This window comes from Halospeciosus flavus (assembly GCF_029814175.1).
GTDB classification, from domain to species: Archaea; Halobacteriota; Halobacteria; order Halobacteriales; family Halobacteriaceae; genus Halospeciosus; species Halospeciosus flavus.
On sequence record NZ_CP122312.1, the window covers coordinates 1,018,914 to 1,037,533 of the forward strand.

At 65.7% G+C, this 18,620-nt stretch carries 21 protein-coding genes and 1 tRNA gene; 7 read left to right on the top strand and 15 right to left on the bottom strand.

All coding sequences use genetic code 11. From position 1 onward, the window contains the following. Positions 1–23: 23 nt before the first annotated feature. Complete coding sequence (locus tag P0Y33_RS05345) at positions 24–932, bottom strand: DpnII family type II restriction endonuclease (protein WP_279529514.1); 909 nt, start codon at positions 930–932, stop codon at positions 24–26. A 319-nt stretch (positions 933–1,251) separates the two neighbouring features. Then, a tRNA-Trp gene (locus tag P0Y33_RS05350) sits at positions 1,252–1,428 on the bottom strand. 105 nt (positions 1,429–1,533) lie between these two features. Here P0Y33_RS05350 and P0Y33_RS05355 point away from each other — a divergent pair. After that, positions 1,534–1,860, top strand: a complete 327-nt coding sequence (locus P0Y33_RS05355) for an antibiotic biosynthesis monooxygenase (protein WP_279529515.1) — start codon at positions 1,534–1,536, stop codon at positions 1,858–1,860. A 45-nt stretch (positions 1,861–1,905) separates the two neighbouring features. Continuing rightward, entirely contained in the window at positions 1,906–2,118 is a 213-nt protein-coding gene (locus P0Y33_RS05360) for a hypothetical protein (RefSeq protein WP_279529516.1), read from the top strand. A 1-nt stretch (position 2,119) separates the two neighbouring features. On the opposite strand, the gene P0Y33_RS05365 is transcribed toward P0Y33_RS05360, so the two are convergent. Together P0Y33_RS05365 and P0Y33_RS05370 are read right to left on the bottom strand one after the other, a co-directional pair. Next, entirely contained in the window at positions 2,120–2,347 is a 228-nt protein-coding gene (locus tag P0Y33_RS05365; RefSeq protein ID WP_279529517.1) for a DUF5795 family protein, read from the bottom strand. Positions 2,348–2,386: 39 nt separating this feature from the next. Further along, a complete protein-coding gene (locus tag P0Y33_RS05370) occupies positions 2,387–3,328 on the bottom strand; it encodes a DUF5794 domain-containing protein (protein ID WP_279529518.1) in 942 nt (313 codons plus the stop codon). A 515-nt stretch (positions 3,329–3,843) separates the two neighbouring features. Here P0Y33_RS05370 and guaB point away from each other — a divergent pair. Further along, complete coding sequence (guaB, locus tag P0Y33_RS05375; RefSeq protein ID WP_279529519.1) at positions 3,844–5,340, top strand: IMP dehydrogenase; 1,497 nt, start codon at positions 3,844–3,846, stop codon at positions 5,338–5,340. A gap of 170 nt (positions 5,341–5,510) precedes the next feature. Here guaB and P0Y33_RS05380 read toward each other — a convergent pair whose 3' ends face one another. The 7 genes from P0Y33_RS05380 to P0Y33_RS05410 all read right to left on the bottom strand — a co-directional run bounded on the left by P0Y33_RS05380 (position 5,511) and on the right by P0Y33_RS05410 (position 11,117). Then, a complete protein-coding gene (locus tag P0Y33_RS05380; RefSeq protein ID WP_279529520.1) occupies positions 5,511–5,762 on the bottom strand; it encodes a hypothetical protein in 252 nt (83 codons plus the stop codon). Between the two features lie 86 nt (positions 5,763–5,848). Further along, positions 5,849–7,069 (bottom strand): GNAT family N-acetyltransferase, encoded by a 1,221-nt coding sequence (locus P0Y33_RS05385; RefSeq protein WP_279529521.1) that lies wholly within the window; start codon positions 7,067–7,069, stop codon positions 5,849–5,851. Positions 7,070–7,205: 136 nt separating this feature from the next. Beyond that, a complete protein-coding gene (locus P0Y33_RS05390) occupies positions 7,206–7,730 on the bottom strand; it encodes a multiprotein bridging factor aMBF1 (RefSeq protein WP_279529522.1) in 525 nt (174 codons plus the stop codon). Positions 7,731–7,820: 90 nt separating this feature from the next. Next, the gene (locus tag P0Y33_RS05395; protein WP_279529523.1) at positions 7,821–8,456 is read right to left on the bottom strand and encodes a CDP-alcohol phosphatidyltransferase family protein; all 636 of its coding nucleotides are present in this window, start codon (positions 8,454–8,456) and stop codon (positions 7,821–7,823) included. 4 nt (positions 8,457–8,460) lie between these two features. After that, positions 8,461–8,970, bottom strand: a complete 510-nt coding sequence (locus P0Y33_RS05400; protein ID WP_279529524.1) for an adenylate kinase family protein — start codon at positions 8,968–8,970, stop codon at positions 8,461–8,463. After that, positions 8,967–10,049, bottom strand: a complete 1,083-nt coding sequence (gene hisC / locus P0Y33_RS05405; RefSeq protein WP_279529525.1) for a histidinol-phosphate transaminase — start codon at positions 10,047–10,049, stop codon at positions 8,967–8,969. Before hisC ends, P0Y33_RS05400 begins: the two co-directional genes overlap by 4 nt. Before the next feature lie 99 nt (positions 10,050–10,148). Next, positions 10,149–11,117: a C-terminal binding protein gene (locus P0Y33_RS05410; RefSeq protein WP_279529526.1), complete on the bottom strand. Its 969-nt coding sequence runs from the start codon at positions 11,115–11,117 to the stop codon at positions 10,149–10,151. A 75-nt stretch (positions 11,118–11,192) separates the two neighbouring features. Here P0Y33_RS05410 and P0Y33_RS05415 point away from each other — a divergent pair, with 75 nt between their 5' ends. From P0Y33_RS05415 to P0Y33_RS05425, 3 genes are all read left to right on the top strand, one after another. Further along, the gene (locus P0Y33_RS05415; protein WP_279529527.1) at positions 11,193–11,645 is read left to right on the top strand and encodes a transporter; all 453 of its coding nucleotides are present in this window, start codon (positions 11,193–11,195) and stop codon (positions 11,643–11,645) included. A 57-nt stretch (positions 11,646–11,702) separates the two neighbouring features. Beyond that, a complete protein-coding gene (locus P0Y33_RS05420) occupies positions 11,703–12,056 on the top strand; it encodes a hypothetical protein (RefSeq protein WP_382218287.1) in 354 nt (117 codons plus the stop codon). A gap of 90 nt (positions 12,057–12,146) precedes the next feature. Continuing rightward, positions 12,147–12,869 (top strand): Yip1 family protein, encoded by a 723-nt coding sequence (locus P0Y33_RS05425; protein ID WP_279529529.1) that lies wholly within the window; start codon positions 12,147–12,149, stop codon positions 12,867–12,869. Positions 12,870–12,872: 3 nt separating this feature from the next. Here the strand turns inward: P0Y33_RS05425 and P0Y33_RS05430 are convergent, their stop codons facing one another. Both P0Y33_RS05430 and P0Y33_RS05435 read right to left on the bottom strand, forming a co-directional pair. Beyond that, positions 12,873–14,483, bottom strand: a complete 1,611-nt coding sequence (locus P0Y33_RS05430) for a GMC family oxidoreductase (RefSeq protein WP_279529530.1) — start codon at positions 14,481–14,483, stop codon at positions 12,873–12,875. Then, a complete protein-coding gene (locus tag P0Y33_RS05435) occupies positions 14,480–15,001 on the bottom strand; it encodes a gluconate 2-dehydrogenase subunit 3 family protein (protein ID WP_279529531.1) in 522 nt (173 codons plus the stop codon). Before P0Y33_RS05435 ends, P0Y33_RS05430 begins: the two co-directional genes overlap by 4 nt. Positions 15,002–15,121: 120 nt before the next feature. Between P0Y33_RS05435 and P0Y33_RS05440 the strand changes: the two genes are divergently transcribed. Further along, positions 15,122–15,613 (top strand): redoxin domain-containing protein, encoded by a 492-nt coding sequence (locus tag P0Y33_RS05440; RefSeq protein WP_279529532.1) that lies wholly within the window; start codon positions 15,122–15,124, stop codon positions 15,611–15,613. Between the two features lie 6 nt (positions 15,614–15,619). Here P0Y33_RS05440 and P0Y33_RS05445 read toward each other — a convergent pair whose 3' ends face one another. Then, complete coding sequence (locus P0Y33_RS05445) at positions 15,620–16,969, bottom strand: MFS transporter (RefSeq protein WP_279529533.1); 1,350 nt, start codon at positions 16,967–16,969, stop codon at positions 15,620–15,622. A 58-nt stretch (positions 16,970–17,027) separates the two neighbouring features. Beyond that, a complete protein-coding gene (locus P0Y33_RS05450; RefSeq protein ID WP_279529534.1) occupies positions 17,028–18,614 on the bottom strand; it encodes a BCCT family transporter in 1,587 nt (528 codons plus the stop codon). Positions 18,615–18,620 lie beyond the last annotated feature (6 nt).

Consider the following 18,620-nt stretch of genomic DNA (forward strand, 5'->3'; position numbering starts at 1 on the left):
GTTCACCGTGGTCAGTTCCCGGCCTACACCTCCCGTGTCTCAAAGAAGCGTTCAACATCCTCGGGAAGTTGGTTCTCTGCTTGATGGAGGTTGTAAAGGTCAGTAATGTCGTTATAACTCTCACGAAGGACGTTCGTGAGGGATTTAGCCCAGCCCTGACCGTCCGTAATCCAGACGAAGGCTACGTCATCGTCCCGCATCCGCTGGGCGACGTGGTTGTACGAGCGGCGAATCTCGGATGGCTTGCTCCCACCGACCTTGTAGGCGTTCGCTTCAACGACGAGCCGGAGGTCTCCGTTCTCGAATAACGCGAAGTCTACGGTCTTCTTCTGTCCCGATTCGTCGTTATACTCGGTGGTGTATTCATCGTCCATCTCCACGGAGTATCCGGCATCATCGAGCCGGTCTGCTACTTGGCTAATCTGTTCACCAACCAAGTCCTCGAAGCACTCCCCCTGTCGGTTCTTCCGAGCGTGGCTCTCCATACCCACGAGCATACCCCGATAGTGGTCTCGAACGTCCGCCTCGTCAACGACGTACTGGAGTCCGATTTCTTGGAGAATGTCGGCTAAGTCGCGGGCCGCTTCGCGGTCGCCGGAATCAATTGCTCGCTGAATGTCGTAGAACTTCCAGACACCTTCGAGGGCGCTGTATTTATTCCCGCGCTCCCCAAGCAACTCGAAGTAGAAGTCAATCCACTTCCGGGTGTCGTCGGCATCCATTAGGGCATCCGCGAGGCCTTCTACGAACTCGGTTTCAGAAACGTCTTCGAGGTCAAGGATGGCCTCAATCTGCACTTCGTAGTTCGCAATCTCGGCCTCAATTCCGTCCCAGTCGATAAATCGTGAAGAGGGAATGGAAGATGGAACTATCGTCTCTTGAAATTCCTCCACGAACTCGTCTGTTGGAGGACGGTGTTGGCGGATTGGCATACCGGAAAACAGGTGCAAGTGATACAAAGGAGACCTTTACATCGGGATTGAACGGTCGCCTGAGTCACGCGCGGGTTCCCGCCGCACGCTGAACCTCTCTGTTTTCGTACCCTTATTCCGACCGAGTCACGGCGTCGTTAACGGCTCGACCCCCTACCGGCAACCCTTTCCGATACCCGCGTACAGGATTTTCGACATACGGCAGTCCTCGACAGTCGATATGGGGATGATTACCGGCTCTGATTACCTCGAAACACTTTTTAAGTCACCCGCTGAAATGCCTGTGTTCACCCATTAGAGCGTCCAAAGAACGTTGGAGTGGGGCCGGAGGGATTTGAACCCCCGATCGACTGATATCTCCGGTGCGCCTCGGAACTCCAGAGGGTCGTCAACGCGGCGAGGTGATCAGCCAAGCCGCTCGGTATACCAGTCTGGAGCGTCGTCCCGGGCGCGGGCCTCTGGAGTCAGTCGCCATCCCTGGCTTGGCCACAGCCCCGTGCATCACTCCATACGGCGATTCTGCCTAAGAGGGTTTCGATTCGGGAGCGGGCGCGGCGCCGAGGCACAACGCCCACGGTGGCGGCCGGCCAACGCTCACGCGATGATCGCGCGAATCTGGCACGGGTGGACCGACCCGTCGGACGCCGACGCGTACGAACAGTTCGTTACCGAGGAGGTGTTTCCCGGCGTCGACGAGGACGTCGAGGGCTTCGCGGGCTTCGAGCTACTGCGCCGCGAGCACGCCGACGAAGTCGAGTTCGTCACGGTTGCCCGCTTCGAGTCGTGGGACGCCGTCAAGGCGTTCGCCGGCGAGGAGTACGAAGAGGCCCACATCCCCGCGACCGCGGAGACGCTCCTCTCGCGCTACGACGAGCGCGCCGAACACTACGAAGTCCGTGCGTTGACGGCCGGGCCGACGGACGGCTGAGTCGAGCACGACAGGTACTTTTTGCCCCTCGCCGTAGCCGCGTCCATGCCCGAATACCCCATCGTCGTTCGCGAACTCGGCGGGGAGATGCGCCTCGGCGTCGAAGAGGCAGACGAACTGGAGGCCGACGTCCGCGAGGTTGTCACCGAAGGCTACGAGCGCGTTGACGTCGACGCCTGCGAGGACGGCGAGCGAGTCGGAACCGTCGTCGCAAGCGAGGACAACCTCGACGTCGTCGACGTCCGCTGGGAGAACTAGTTCAGGCTTCTTCGCGTTCCTTCCAGTCGCAGTCCTGGCACTTGTAGCCAGTGACGAGTTCGGTCACCGACGGCATGTAGGTCACTTTCACGACGTCGCCGCCACAGTCGGGACACTCTCGGTCGGCGTCTTCGATGTTCTCGGCTTCCATGACGTCGCCGTCTTCGACGATCTCGGCGAGTTTCTTCGGCGTGACCATCCGGCCCTGCACGACCCGATTCTCTGCCATGTCTGCGAGAAGTCGGAGACGACGGGTAAGCCTTCCTACCTAGAGCCACGGCGCGCGTTCGTCGCCTTGGTCCTCGCCAGGGTAGCCGTAGGCGGTCTCGCCGCGGGACCCACTGTCGCGCTCGTAGTCGATGGTGCCGTCGACCGAGATGCTCGGGGAGGGGTCGACGTCGTCGGCGTCGTCCTCCGCGCCACCATCGGTCGCGGCCCCATCGGGGCTCGCGTCGTCCGTCGTCGTCTCGTCGAGGTTGCCGGCCGCGTCGGGGTCGATGGCGAGGATACCCGCGACGACGAAGACCGGGAGCGGGACGTACGTCGGGACGATGCCGAACAGCGAGATAGCGAGCGTCCCGAGTGCGACGGCGCTCCCGAAGCGGAAGCGGTCGATGTCGATGATCCGGCGCAGGTAGGGCTGGAACGCGACGACACCGAGCGCGAAGCCGACGCCGACCAGCGCGGCGGCTGCGGCGTGGAGCATCAGCGTCGGGTTCGTCTGCACGACGAGCGTCGGGTTCGAGAGCGTGAGGCTCGCGACGGCGCCGAGGCCGACGACGACGGCGGGACCGGGGATGTACTCGCCGATGGTGGCGCTGGCCGTCTTCGCCGCGATGGCGAGGATGACGATGGCCGCGAAGCGCTCGAAGATGTGGACGTCGAGGACGCTCGCGATGGTCGGTGCGAGTGCGGCCTCGACGACCGCGAGGATGATGAGCGGGACGCCGACGAGCAGGACGCTGCGGAACTGCTGGCGGGTACTCGTATCGCCCATCTCGGCGAGGATGACCGCGACCGTCGCGGACCCACCGAAGACGAGCAGGCCGACCTGGACGATGCCCGCGACGCTGTCGAGGGCGCCCGCGATGACGAGTGCGGGGAAGATGCCGTCGACGAGCGGGAGGAGCATGACGGTCGCGAGCAGTCGGGTGGCACCGCCGACGCGCTGTTCGAGGCGGAGCGCGACCGGGTGCTGGGAGCTACTCATCGACTAGTGGGCGCGGCCAGCGCGTAACCCAGGGACCGCGTGAGGGCGCTCGGACGAACGATACCGGGGACGTGCGCGGCGGTGGCCGATGCCGCGAACGTTCGGTCGCATCCAGGTGCGCGCCCAGGATGTATTGGTTCCCGTTGTCCCAAAGAGACGTTTCTCGCAGACAAAATTAGTAGCGCCGGACTGGTGGCTCTGGTCACCGGCGATGCGCGCTGCGAGGGGACTGCGGGAGTCCATACTGTCCTCTATTCGACTACTACCCATAAGTATTGCGTGAGAAAGAGACACAAATGTCCGAGATTCGCGCCCTCGCTTAAATAGCGTGTCTACGGACTCACGGTGTGGGTCGACGAACACCGACAAATTCGTGAATTCTCTGCCGTTCGTGAACTTTCGAGCCACGTTCGACACCGATTCTTCACGAACGTACACTCGGTTCCGTGTGGCACCACCCTGCACATCTATGCGTGTCTCGGAACGCTTTTGGCCCACGACCATGTGGGATTTACATGGCGAAGGACCAGCACGAAGACGGATTCTTCTCGGAGAAACTTCGCGTACCGGAGGCGCTGACGTTCGACGACGTGCTTTTGCGACCGCGCGAGAGCAGAGTCGAGCCGGACGAGGCCGACGTGAGCACGCAAGTCTCGAAGAACGTCGAACTCAACATCCCCATCCTCTCGGCGGCGATGGACACGGTCACCGAGAGCGGCATGGCCATCGGGATGGCCCGCGAGGGCGGACTCGGCGTCCTCCACCGGAGTATGGACGTCGACGAGGTCGTCGCGGAGATCGAACGCGTCAAGCGCGCCGACGAACTCGTCATCCGCCGCGAGAACGTCGTCACGGCCCGCCCGGACCAGACGGTCCAGGAGGTCGACGAGATGATGGAACACGAGGGTGTCAGCGGCGCCCCCGTCGTCGACGAGGACGACGAGGTCCTCGGCATCATCTCCGGGACGGACATCCGCCCCTACCTCGAAGTCGGTGAGAAGGACTCCGTCGAGGAGGCGATGACCGACGAGGTCATCACCGTCCACGAGGACGTCGAGGCCCGCGAGGCGCTCGAACTTATGTACGAGCACAAGATCGAGCGCGTCCCCGTCGTCGACGACGACGGCCGCCTCGTCGGACTCGTCACGATGCAGGGCATCCTCGCACGCCGCGAACACGAGAACGCCGCCCGTGACGAGGACAGCAAACTCCTCGTCGGCGTCGCTGTCGGTCCCTTCGAACAGGACCGCGCTCAGGCCGTCGACGAGGCCGGCGCGGACGTCCTCTTCATCGACTGTGCGCACGCGCACAACCTGAACGTCATCGACTCCGCCCGCGAGATCAAGGAGGAAGTCGAAGCCGACGTCGTCGTCGGCAACATCGGCACCGAGGCGGCCGCCGAGGACGTCGTCGACTTCGCAGACGGCGTGAAGGTCGGCATCGGTCCCGGTTCTATCTGTACTACGCGCGTCGTCTCCGGGTCGGGGATGCCCCAGATTACGGCCGTCTCCGAGGTCGCGGACGTCGCCAGCGACTACGACGTGCCCGTCATCGCGGACGGTGGGATTCGCTACTCCGGCGACGCCGCGAAGGCCATCGCCGCGGGCGCCGACGCCGTCATGCTCGGTTCCTACTTCGCCGGTACCGACGAGGCGCCGGGCCGCGTCATCACGATGAACGGCAAGAAGTACAAGCAGTACCGCGGGATGGGCTCCGTGGGCGCCATGCAGTCCGGCGGCGGCGAGCGCTACCTCAAGGACGAACAGGAAGACGAGGAGTTCGTCCCCGAGGGTGTCGAGGCCGCGACGCCGTACAAGGGGTCGCTCGCCTCCGAACTCCACCAACTCGTCGGCGGTATCCAGTCCGGCATGGGTTACGTCGGCGCCGAGACCATCCCGGAACTCAAAGAACGAGCGCGCTTCGTGCGGGTCTCCCAGGCCGGACAGACCGAGGGCCACCCGCACGACGTGATGATCACGGACGAAGCCCCGAACTACAGTCCGGGCGAGTAATCAGTCGCCTTCTGACTCGCACACCGGCGAGCAGTAGGGGCCGTCGGTCGCGTTCGCGTCTTCGTACGCCTTGAACGACTCACCGCAGTTCGCACAATCGTACGATTGGAACGCCATAGCCATCGCTGGCTACACTCGGCGTCGTCAAAAACGATACGGTGGTCGTCGGATCACCGGGCGACGTCGAAGCCGGCGACCCCCTGCTGTGTGACGTAGGAGACGAACTCGTCTTCCGCTTCCTGCTCGTCTTCGACTTCGATCACCGACCGCAGTACGCCCGACGTCTCGTCGCCGTCGTCGGCGTCGGGGTCGTACGAGTTGGTGACGATCTTCGCCTCGAACTGGCCGCCTTTCTTCACGACGAACACGCCGTCTACCTTCTCGTCTAGGGTCCACCGTCCGGATCGCTGTACGATACTCATTGGGAATCCTCCTGAACTATCACCACATTTCTCGCCCGCCACCTTAGTTCTTTGTGCCGTGGTAACGGTCGACAGTATATGGACAGTCAGAACCCTTCCCGCAGGAACACGTCCCGTCCGGTGAAGACCGCTCCAAGCGCGTCCGTGACGTCGTCGTGGGCGACCGAACAATCACCCACGGCGACGAGTTCCTCCGCGTCGTGGTAGCCGATAAAGAGCTGGGCGAGCGCGCCGATTCCGAGGGTCACGTCGGGTGCTCCCGCTGCGTCGACCTGTTCGCACTCCGCTCGTCCGTCGGCGACGCGGAGACGGAACCGACCATGGTTCCACTCGACCAGCGGGTCGGTGACGTCGAGCGTGAGGTCTACCGACGTGCCGTCGGGGAAGGGACGGGCGGCAATCGCTCCGGTGACGTCGACGAGTCGGAGCATCGGTCCTGACTGAATCTCGGTGGTCACGTCTTCGGGGTCGTCGACGCGGTCGAGGAGCGTCGTCTCGGCGGGGCCGTAGAGCCGAACAGTCTCGATTTGCGAGTCGTGGTCGGCGAGGAAGCGGTAGAGCTGTCGTTCGGCTTCGCGGTCGGTGTACGCGAAGTCATGAGCTTCGATCACCTGGCCCTCACCGTCGCTCTCGCCTGCCTCGACTTGGTAGACGATGTATCCTCGTAGATCGCCCCGGTCATCTTCCCACCCATAGACATAGGGGTCAGTATCCCAGCTGTGGAAGACACGCTTTCGCCACCACTCCTCGCTCCGATCGAGTGTCAACTCGTAGTCGGTGCCGTGGGCCGCAAGCACCTCGGCCATCGCGGACCAATCGTCGGGGTCGAGTGGACGCATCCGCCCGTCCTCTTCGGTGTCGACGAACTGCAGCGCCTCGGGCGGGACCTGGGTTCGGGCGATTTTGTTGCACGTTGCCCAGCCGAATTGACGGTAGAAGGGAGTGTGGAACGGCCAGAGAACCGAGAGCGCTACCCCACGTTCCCGGTATTCGGCGAGCGACTCAGCGAGGAGTTCGCGGACGAGTCCCTGACGGCGGTTCTCCGGTGGCGATGCGACGGCCGAGAGACCCGCCGTCGAGACGAGCTGGCCGGCGACCTGCGCGTCGAACCAGTAATGACGACAGACAGCGAGCAACTCGTCGCTGACGTCGTCGAAGAGTCCACGACGCTCGCCAATTCGTGCGGGTGCGGGTAGCTCGTCGGCCTCCTCGGGGTCATAGGGGCCGCTTTCCGGGCGGAACGCGTAAGTGACGAACGCGCGGAATTCGTCGACGCGCTCGTCGGGAATGGGACGATAGTCAGCCATACCGTCGAGGCGAGGCCGACGCCCATCAATATGTAGGATGCTTGTGTCCCGCCATCACGCGACGACACACAGCGTACAGCACACGACGGTGCAGTCGCTTGGGAGCGTCGAGTCGAAAGAGAAAGACCGTGTGTCCTCAGTCCTTGCGCTTGACGACGTCGCCGAGGGTCAGTCCCCCCTCGCTGTCGCCGCCGGACCACTCGTCGTCGCCGTCGGTGGACTCCGTCAGCGAGATACCGAGACGCTTCTCCAGTTTCTGCTGGACGTCGTCAGTCGGGAGCATCTCGCCGCGTTCGAGTTTACGGACGAGGCTCGCCTTCTCGCTGAGGTCCTTGGCGAGTTCTTCTTGACTGAGACCTTCGGCCTCCCGGGCGTTTCGGATGCGTTCGTCGTAGTCAGAGGCAATCTCCTCCATCTCGTCGAACATGTCGCGGCGGCGGCGCTTCGAGGAACCGCTGGAGCCGCCGGAACCCCCACTCTTCGAACTCGAGTTCGAACTCGAGGACGTGGAGTACTTGGTCGAAGACGACGAAGACGAGTCCCCCGTCTTGACCTGGGTGCCGAAGTCAGTACAATCGCTACAGACGTCGAGTTCCGCCCCTTCGACTTTGATCGTCTTGGGGTCGGAGGTCTCGGCACCGCACATCTCACACTGAACCATACAGATAGATAGCCGTGCCCCGCTCATAAATGGCACGCTGACCCACGTTTTCCGGTCGTACCGGAAGCCTCCGGGTCGTCGCCCGCTCGTTCAGGACTCGAGGTCGTGCCACGCCCCCCAGAATCGCTGGAAGGCGGTGATGTGTCCGACGACGGCGAACAGTCCGAGGAGCCATCCCACCAGGCTGACGCCGGCGACCGCCGGGATGACAACCGAGATGGCGCCGACGATACCGACGAGCGCGAGGCGGTCCGCGCGTCCCAAGAGCCCGCCGTACTCGCGTTCGAGACCGACGGCCTCTACCTGCGTCCCGAGGTAGGACGTGAGGAGGACACCCGTGACGGCGGCGAAGCCGAGTCCGTAGCTGTCGATACCGGCGGCGAGACCGGCGATGATGACCACGTCGGCGTAGCGGTCGAGGACGTGGTCGAGGAGGTCGCCGCCCGGTGAGTCGACGTCCGTCTCGCGGGCGACGGCGCCGTCGAGCAGGTCGAGCCACCCGTTCGTGAAGACGAGCAACGCGCCGACGGCGTAGAGGACCGGCGACGGGGCTGGCGGCGTGACGGGCGAGCCACCGCCCGCGACGTAGAACGCCCCACCCGCGGCGATGGCCACGAGGAAGGCGACGACGCTGATCGCGTCCGGCGTGAGTCCGAGTCGGACCGACGCCGCGACGAACGGCCGGAGCATGCGGGAGGCGAGGGGACGGAACTTGTCGAGCGTCATCGGCTCAGAGGAAGTCCGTGAAGTCGACCTCGCCCGCCGATGGCTCGCGCTCGCCCGCGAGGACGCGCTCGATCTCCGTGGCGACTTCTTCGGGCGTGCGGTCGGTCGTGTCGATCTCGTAGACGTTCTCCTCGCCGTGACGCTCGACGGCCTCGGAGAGGATGATGTCGAGGGCCTCGCTCTCGGCGTTCTCGTGGGCCTTCGGGCCGGGGACACCCGACTCGCGCAGGCGCTCTTCGAGCGCGCGGGGTCGACACCGGAGGACGACCACTTTATCGAGGTCCTCGACGAGGTGCGCCAGGTGGGAGTCGAGGACGAAGTCGTCCTTCCCCTCCAGCCACTCCTCGACCGCCTCTAGGTCGACGACGAGACTGTCGCGCTCTTCGTCGACCTCACTGTAGAGTTCTTCCTCCTCGACGATTTCGTTGAGGTGTATAACCTCCAGGTCGGTGTCGAGGAGGTCCGTCGCGGTGGTCTTTCCCGTGCCCGGCGTCCCGGTGACGGCGACCTTCATTCCGCGAGCACCTCGTTGAGTTCCTCGACAGCCCTGTAGGTCTCCTGTTCGGTCCCGCAAGTGATTCGGATACACTGGGGCAGGCCGAAGCTCCCGCAGTCGCGGACGATGACGCCCCGCTCTTTGAGAGCCTCCGCGACGGTCTCGGCGTCGCCGACCTCCACGAGCACGAAGTTCCCGTGACTCGGGTGGACCGGCGCGTCGATCTCCTCGCGCATGTACTCGCGTGCCCAGTCGGCGGTCCCGACGGTCTTCTCGACGTGTTCCTCGTCGTCGATAGCAGCGAGACCAGCCTTACAGGCGATGGCACTCGCGGCGAACGGCGTGTTCACGCGGGCGTAGGCGTTGGCCCACTCCTCGGGAACGAGTGCGTAGCCGAGGCGGAGACCCGCCAGCCCGTAGACCTTCGAGAAGGTGCGGAGGACCGCGACGTCGTCCCGTTCGTCGAGGAGTTGGCGGGCGCTGGGCGCTTCGGTGAACTCGCCGTAGGCCTCGTCGACGACGACCAGCGTTTCCTCGTCGGTCTCCTCGGCGACCGTCTCGACGTCCGAGAGAGTGAAGCGGTGGCCGGTGGGGTTGTGGGGGCTCGTGAGGTAGACGATACGCTCACCGTCGTAGGCGTCGAGGACCGTCTCCGCGTCGAAGGAGAATTCCAGGGGTTCCTCGGAGGCGAGCAGGTCGTACTCCGCAACCTCGCCGTGGTGGAAGCGGGCGCTCATCCCGTAGTAGGCGAAGCCGGGCGTCGGGACGAGGACGCCGTCGCCGGGTTCGAGCGTCGCGCGGGCAAGGTAGTCGAGCGCGCCGTCGCCACCGTTGGCCAGCCACACCTGCTCGTCGGCGACGTGCCATCTGTCGGCAATGGCGGCGACGAGGTCGGCGTGGAGCGCCTTCGGGTAGTAGTGGACCTCGTCGGCGAACTCGCGGATGGCCTCGACGGCCGCCGGCGAGGGGCCGTGTGGGTTCTCGTTCGAGGCGAGTTTGACGAACTCCTCGGGGTCGCGCCCGAGTTCGCGCGCGACTTCCTCGATTCCCCGGCCCGCCTCGTACTCGACGTGGCTGGAGAGGTCCCGTGGTTGCATGGTCGAACGGAGAAGTGGGCGCGCCTTAAGTGGTGTTGCTTGGCGCTCGCGCGGTCCGTCGCCCTCGTCGCGTCGCCGTGTGTCGAGTCGACTCGCCGGTCACGCCCACGGCGCGTCCGGGTCCACCCGTCCCTTCGGTTCTTCGCCGTCGAAGACGCGAGCGAGGTCCGCGGCCACGCCCTCGTTGGAGTCCGCCATCGCTTCCTCGGAGTACCAGCCGACGTGCGGCGAGAGGTAGACGTCCTCGCGCTCGCGGAGGGGCGAGTCACGGGGAGGCTCCTGCTCGAAGACGTCGAGGCCCGCGGCGCCGAGTTCGCCCGCGTCGAGGGCGTCCAGCAGGTCGTCCTCGTCGACGACACCGCCGCGTCCCGTGTTCACGACGACCGCGTCGTCACGGAGTCGGTCGAAGGCGTCGGCGTCGACCAGTCCCTTCGTCTCGTCGGTGAGCGGTGCGTGGACGGAGAGGTGGTCGGCGCGCTCGGTGAGTTCGGCGAACGTTACCTTCTCGACGCGGTGTTCGGCCATCTCCCCGGCGTCGACGTAGGGGTCGTACGCGAGGACGTCGCAGTCGAATCCGCGCAGTCGCTCGGCGACGGTGCGGGCGATGGGACCGAAGGAGACGAGGCCGACCGTCGACCCGGCGAATCGGTGGAGCGGCGCGCCGACGTGCCAGTCCCACTCGCCGTCCCGGACGGCCTGGTCGTACGTCCGGAGGTTCCGGACGCACGCGAGTAGGAGCGTCACGGCGTGGGTGGCCACCTCGTCGAGGCAGTAGTCGGGGGAGCGGAGGACGACGACGTCGCGCTCGGCGGCGGCCGCGACGTCCACGTTGTCGACGCCGATAGACGACTGTGCGAGGACGGAGAGGCCGGGGAGGTCGTCAAGGACGGTTTCGGTGACGGGCGACTCGCTGTGAGTGACGAGCGCGTCCGCGCCCGCGCCGTGCTCGCGGAGGTCGGCCTTCGAGTCGAGCGTCGCGACGGTCACCTCGGCCGTGTCGCCGAGGACACGGCGGAACGTCTCGGCGTCGATCTTCGGGTCGTCGGCGACGACGACGTGCTTGCCCATGGGTGACCCCTCGAACTCCGGGCACGTGAAACCGATTGCCGAGGCTTCAAGGCGCAGCCTCGCACAGACGCGTACATGGCTATCGGCACTACCGTCTCGGCCGCCGTCCACCTCCTCTTCGCAGGGCTGTGGACCGGGGCCGTCGTCTTCGTCACGTACGCCGTCCTCCCAACTGCGGTGAAGGGCCAGATCGGGACGGACCCGCTCGAAGCAATCGTCTCGAAACTCACCACGCTTTCCCGTGCGAGCGCGTTCCTCCTGCTGGTGACCGGCGGTCACCTCGCCGGCACCCGTTACACCGTCGCGTCGCTGACCGGGACGGGACGTGGCCACCTCGTCCTCACGATGGTCGTCCTCTGGCTCGCACTCGCGGCGCTCGTCGAGGTGGCGGCCGCGCGGATGCGCGACGGACTCGAACTCGACAAGGTCCGGACGCCTGCCGAAAACGCACAGTCGATCTTCCGTGCTGCCTCGCTCGTCGCCGTCCTCCTCCTCGTCGACGCGGGCCTGCTGATGGGCGGACTCTAGGCGCGCGCAGCCTCAACGGTTAACCGTCCTCCGTCCGTTCGTCCACGCGTGCCCGGTATCATCGACTCAATCGTCGTGTTCGTCGTCAGCCTGCTCGTCGGGGGTCTCGGTATCTACGTCGGCGGCCGGTTCGTCGCCGGCGTCGACGACTACAGCCACGCCGTGTTCACCGCCGCCATCGGCGCGCTCGTCTGGGCGATTTCTGCCTTCCTCTTCGGGTGGATCCCGCTCCTCGGACCGATCCTCGTCTTCCTCGCGTACCTCTGGGTCGTCGAGCGACGCTATCCCGGCGGATGGGTCAACGCCGCCCTCATCGCGCTCGTCGCGTGGCTGACCGTCATCGTCGTCGTGTGGGTTCTCGGCGCCCTCGGCGTCCCCTACCTCGACGCCGTCGGTGTCCCGGGCGTCTAAGTCTGAACCCCTCTTTCTGCGGTACCAGTCTCGCTCGTACTGCGTCGTGCCCCCACCACAACTATAAGTTTTCAGCGAGAAATGTTGTGTATGAAACCCACGACCCCGCTCGTCAGGCCGGGTGAGTACTACCGGAGTTTCAAGACGTCCATCATGGAGTCGTTCGTGGCGGTGTTCCTCTCGGCGCTGACGGTCACGGTATCGCTGGTCGTCGTCGGCATCATCGCCGCCGGCGGCGTCCACGTCAACGTGGCCATCGAGAGTCCCATCCACCCCTCCGACACCATCTGTACGCAGATGGGTCCCATCGGGGACGCCATCACGGACCTGAACGGGCCGAGTTGTAACATACCCGAGACGACGGCCAAGTTCGTCACCGGGTGGAAGCAGGTCAGTGCGTGGGCGCCGCTGACGTTCGTCGGCGTCCTGTTCGTCTGGTTCGGCGCCGCGCTCGGCCTCAACGTCTTCGTGCGGTACTTCCACGACCGGCCGAGTCTCGAAGACACGCTCGCGGTCGCCGGGTGGGGTATCGTCCCCCTGGCCGTCGAGGCGCTGGCGACGGTCCTGCTCGTCCTGTTGGCGTTCGCCCGGTTCCCGAGTACGATGCCGCTGAACCAGTCGATCGGGGTGTTACGTGCGCTCGTTGTCGGGTTCGCCGGGTCGGTTCGCTTCGTGATATCGCTCCTCGTGGCTGCCTGGCAGGGGTACATCTGGATGTGTGGAGTCCAGCACGTCCACGGCCTCACCCGCGCCCAGGCGATGGTGACCTCCGGGAGCGTCACCGTCTTCCTGTTGATCGTCGCCGGTCTCTAGGCCCTACAACCGCTCGGCGACGTGGTCGGCGGTCTTCGACGAGAGCGCGGCGATGGTGAGTGTCGGATTCATCGCCCCGCACGTCACGAACGGCGCGCTCCCGGCGATGGAGAGGTTCCGCAGGTCGTGGGTGCGGAGTTGGGGGTTCACGACGCTCTCCTCGGGGTTGGTCCCCATCCGTGTCGTCCCCATGTGGTGGAACGCCGGCCCGGTGTTCTCGGGGCCGACGTGCCACTGTATCTCGGCGCCCAGTTCCGTCAGGATTCGTCGCTGGATCTCGTTCGCCCGCTCGATAGTCCGCCGCGTCCGGTCGTCGAGACTCCAGACCACGTCCGGGACCGGATTGCCGTGCGCGTCAGTCGTCGAGGGGTCGAGGCGGATGCGGTTTTCCTTCTGTGGGAGTTGCTCGACGAGCGCACCCACCGCGACGTGGTGGCCGTAGGCCGAGCGAATCTCGTCGAGGAGGTCGTCACCGAAAGAGTCCGCCTCTAGCGCGACGTCGGCGGGCTCGGGACCGGCGTAGTTGAGGAACTCCATCTTGATGGCCGTTCGCTCCGCCGAGTCGCGGTCGTAGAACTGGTGGGTTTCGGTCGTGTTGAAGCCGACGTGTTTCTGTCGGGTCCGCTGGTCGGGGAGGACGCCGCCCATGCCCGCGAACAGGTGGTCCATGAAGTACCGTCCCACCAGGCCCGAGGAGTTGGCGAGGCCGTCGGGATACTGTTCGGACTTCGAGAGGAGGAGGAGCCGTGGCGTCTCGACGCCCCCGGCGGCCACGACGAACTCGCGTGCCTCCTGGGTGTACTCCTCTCCCTCGGGCGTGGCGTACACGGCGCCGGTCACGCGTTCGCCCGCGGCGTCGTGTTCGAGACGCTGGACCGGGACGCGGTCGAGGACGCGCGCACCGTGTTCCTCCGCCTCCTCGACGTGGCGGGTGGCGTCGTACTTCGCACCGGAGGGACAGACCGGCTTGCACGTCCCGTAGCCGACACAGGGCGAGTCGCCGTCGTACGGTTCGGAGTTGCGCGCGTTCGGCACGGAGTGTGTGGTGATGCCGAGTTCTTTGCAGGCGTCGGCGAACAGCGAGTCCGAGTACGAGGGCGGGAACGCCGGCATCGGGTGTGGCTGTTCGCGCGGCGGCGCGAAGGGATTGTCCGAGGCGCCCGCGACGCCCAGTTCCTCCTCGGCGTCGGCGTAGTACGGCCGGAGATCCGCGTAATCGATGGGCCAGTCGTCGCCCATCTCCGTCTCACTGTGGAGCGAGAAGTCCTGTTCGTGGAGGCGCATCACCATCCCCTGCCAGTGGAGCGTGCTCCCGCCGATTCCCTTCACGCGCGACGCGTTCAGCGGATAGTACTTCTCGCCCGACGAGGTGTAGGCGTCCCGTGGGCCGCCCACATCCCAGACGGGCTTCCGGTTACCCGGTCGGAGGTGGCGCTCCATCCGCTCGTCGCGGTCCTCGAAGTCGAAACGCGGGCCGGCGTCGAGGACGACGACGTCGTATCCCCGTTTCGCGAGTTTCGCGGCGACGATGCCGCCCGCCGGGCCAGCGCCGACGATACACACGTCCGCCTTCTCGGTGGGCGTCCGGTCGATGTTCTGCCGGTCGCTGCTCATCGTCGTGGCCCCCGCTGGTAGGACTGCGTCCCACCCGGGTGGCCGGGTGGGTTCTCCAGGCCGGCGAGTCCAGCGCCGGTCGGCGTCGTGTAGAAGGCGAAGAGGAGTTCGTTCACCAGGTAGTAGCGGACGCGTTCCATCGCGAGTCCGTTGGGGTCCGGGTCGGCCGTGTCGACGCCCATCACGTCGAGGAGGTCCTCGCGCTGGGTCCGCGTGAGGTCGACGTACTCCCCGTCGTACCAATCGGTCGCGTAGTCGTCGAGGTCGGCCACGGCCACCGAGACCCCCTCGGCGTAGTCGTCGTCTCCCCGCACCCGTTCGACGGAGTAGTCACGGACGAACCCTTCGACGGTCTCGACATCGGACGGGTAGACGACCTCGGCGACGGCGACGAGCGTCGCGACTTCGTGCTCGCCGACCGGTCGTGAGTCCCGTCTCGGGAGTACCGAACACCCCGCGGCGGCCCCCACCCCCGCAGCCGAGAGCGCCGCGAGCACGTCGCGCCGGCTCAGCTCCATGTTGCCAGCGATTAGGCGAGCCTAAACAAGAGCGTTGTGTTCTCACTACACCGGATGGCGGACGATAGGCCTTGTATAGGAAAGGCATTTATAACTGGCGTCGGTATGCTATCGGCGGACATGGTCGGAGTCGGTGACGACGCCCCCGAGTTCACGCTCCGGGGAGTCACGGCGGACGGCAGCATCGAGCAGTACACACTCGAATCGTTGACCGACGACGCCGCGCTCCTGCTGGGGGTCTATCCCTATGATTTCTCGCCGGTCTGCACCAGACAGTTATGCGACATCGACGACTTCGAATGGATGACCTTCGAGGACCGACTCAACGTGGTCGCCGTCGGCGGAGACGGACCGTACTCCCACCAGCGATTCAGCGAGGAACGAAACATCTCGTACCCGCTCCTCTGCGACACCGCGACGGACGTGTGCGAGTCCTTCGGCGTGCTCAACGAGGAGAAAGACGGCGTACGGAAGGTGCCCCAGCGGTCGGTGTTCCTCGTCGGACCGGACGGTCGGGTCGAGTACCGGTGGGTGGCCGAGGACAACTGGACCGACTGGGAGCAAACCCCTCTGCAAGACGTGAAAGACCGCTTCGACGAACTGGACCTTTGAAGCCGGCTACGCACTCCGTTCGGCGGGGCGGTGGCGGCCGCCGGGAACGAAGAAGTGGAGGACGAGGACCAGCGCACTCCCGACGAGGACGAGTCCGCCGGCGACGCCGAACGTCGAGACGTAGCCGAGACTCGTCGCGAGCCACCCGCCGGCGAGTCCGCCGATTCCGCCCGCACCCGCCGAGAGTGCGGTGTAGAGACCGAGTGCGGCGCCGCGACGGCTGGGGCTGGCGTATCGTGCGACCAGCGAGTTCGCCGTCACCGCGATGACGGCCCACGAGAGACCGACCGTCCCGAAGAGCACGCCGATGGCGAGGAGTGCGAGCGGCGACGTGGCATGTACCCCGAAGCCGACGACGGCGATGGCGGGGAAGGCGACGACGCGCATACCGAGCGCGCCCGACTGGAGCAAGCGGAGGTCGTAGCGGCCGGCGAGTTCACCCGCGCCGACGTAGAAGACGGCGGAGGCGAGACTCGACACCACGTAGAGGACGAAGATGGCGTCGTCACCGAATCCGGCCTGCGTGAGGAAGTCGGGCAGCGGCGCGCTAAACACGGAGAAGCCGGTGAAGAAGAGCGTGACCGCGAGGAAGTAGACGCCGAGCGGTCCCTTCAGACTCCGGACGACGCGGCGGGGACTCTTCGTCCGCGCGAGCGAGACGAACCGACCGGGGAGGAGCGGCGAGAGCGACCCGCGGACCGCCCGCCGTGCGCGCTTGGAGCGCGAGAGCGGTGGTTTCTCGGGTTCGGACTCCTCCTCCGGGAGCCAGCGGGCGGCCGCGACGACCGAGACGACGAGCAGGCCCGCACAGAAGACGAGCAGCGAGCGCTGAACGCCGAGCGGCGAGAAGACGCCGGCGAACGCACGGGTCCACACCGCCCCGAGGACGAGACCGCCGGCCCACCCGTAGCCTTGGTACTTGTTCAGGACGGCGATGCGGTTGTCCCAGCGGTTCTCAGGGACGTCGGCGAGGACGAGCAGGGTGAGGACGGGCGTCACGCTCGCGACGAACAGCCACAGGGCCGCGTCGACGACGAGGACTGCGGCGACCGTCTCCAGGAAGGGGACGACGGCGAGCGTGAGTGTGACGCCGACGAGTCCGGCGAGCGCGAAGGGCCGGTGGCGGCCGGTCCGGTCGACGAGTTTGCCGACGCCGAGCGCACCGGGCACCATCGCCAGCGAGGTGGCGAACCAGAGCAGGCCGAGCGCGAACGCGTCGCCGCCGAGTTGGACGACGTAGAGTGGGACGAGCAGCGAACTCGCACCGATCGAGACGTTCGCACCGCCCCACGCGAAGAGCCACTGCTCGTCCGGAGCGGGGAGCACCGCTCCGGGGTCGAGGTCGATACCGTTCACGAACAACGCTCCGGCGCCCGACTACAAAAGAAAAGCGGCAGCGACTCGTGGTCGCCGGTCAGTCTTCGCTGGACGGTTCTTCGGTCTGCGTCGAGATGAGCGACTCGCCCTCGACGTCGATGTCGCCGGCCTCGCGGGCGTGTTTGCGGGCCACCTTGTAGGCCGCGAAGAGGATGACCAGCAGGAACACGGTCAGCGGGAGCGCGAGCGTCGGCGAGAGTGCCTGAATTGCGCTGAACTGTTCGAGTTCGAGCGACATCATCCCGAAGAAAGCGAGGAGGCCGCCCCACCACGCGCGGTTGACGGCGTTGGGGTTCTCGTCGCCGAGCGTGATGGCCGAGATCATGAACACGGCCGAGTCGAGCGACGTGATGATGTAGCCGGTGATGACGAGGACGAACATGATGGCCAGGAGGTTCCCGAGCGGCGTGACGAGGAGCGCCTGGGCGATGGCCGCGGGGATGCCGCCCTCGGACATCGCACCGGCGATGGCGTCGAAGTTACCGGGCGCGAGCACCCAGCCACCGATGAGCCCGTGCTGGACCCAGGTGAGGAACGTCGGGATGAGCACGAGTACGACGAACATCTCGCGGATGGTCCGGCCCTTGGAGACGCGGGCGACGAAACTGCCCACGAAGATGCTCCAGGCGGCCCACCAGGCCCACCAGAAGCCGGTCCAGTTGGCGGCCCAATTGGAGTCTGCGGTGGGGTTGGTGTACAACATCAGCCGGAACATGTTGCTCAGCCAGACGCCGGTGGCGTCGAGCGTGAGTTCGAACATGAAGAGCGTCGGTCCGACGACGACGAGGATGGCCATCGAAATCGCGATGAGCACCATCGTCGCGCGGGCAGCGTTCCGAATCCCCTTCCGGAGTCCGAGCCAGACGTCACCGAGGAAGACAGCGCCGATGACGACGAAGATGGCGTAGGTGAGGATTTGCGCCTCGAGCCCGAACGTGCGCCCGAGAATGGACGCCATCGTCTGCGCGCTGAACCCGAGTGTCGTCGCGATACCGCCGATGGTCGCGACGATGGCGGCGAGGTCGACGAGCCAGTAGAGACCGGGAACCGTGTCCTCTTCGATGAGGCCGCCGAGCATGCTGCTGATCTTGTACTCGCCGACGCCGTGGGTGTAGACGATGATGCCGAAGGCCATCGCGACGGGGAGATACCACATCGCGAGTCCGGGGAAGACCTCGTGGATGAACATGAAGGCCAGCGCCATCGACTTCACCGAGGCACCCTCCACGGGGTACGGCTTCGGCGGCGGATTCTGGACGATGGAGACCGGTTCACCGACACCCCAGATGAGGATGGAGCCGCTGAACCCGACGGTGAACACCATCGAGAGCCACGCGAAGACGCTGAACTCGGGTTCGGCGTCGGGACCGCCGATCCGAAGCCGTCCGTACCGCGAGAACGTCATCAACATGACGATGATGAGGAGGATGAACCCGAGCAGGATGAACCACCAGCCGAAGTAGGTGAGCACCCAGGTGAACGCACCGTTGAGCGTCGTCGTCAGCGACTCTGGACGGATGAATCCGTACAGAGCCAGCGCGAGCATGCTGAGCATCGTGACGAAGAACAGCGCACGCTCGCCCCACGACGCCTCATGGAGCCCGAACACGTTCCAAGGCTTCATCGTCTT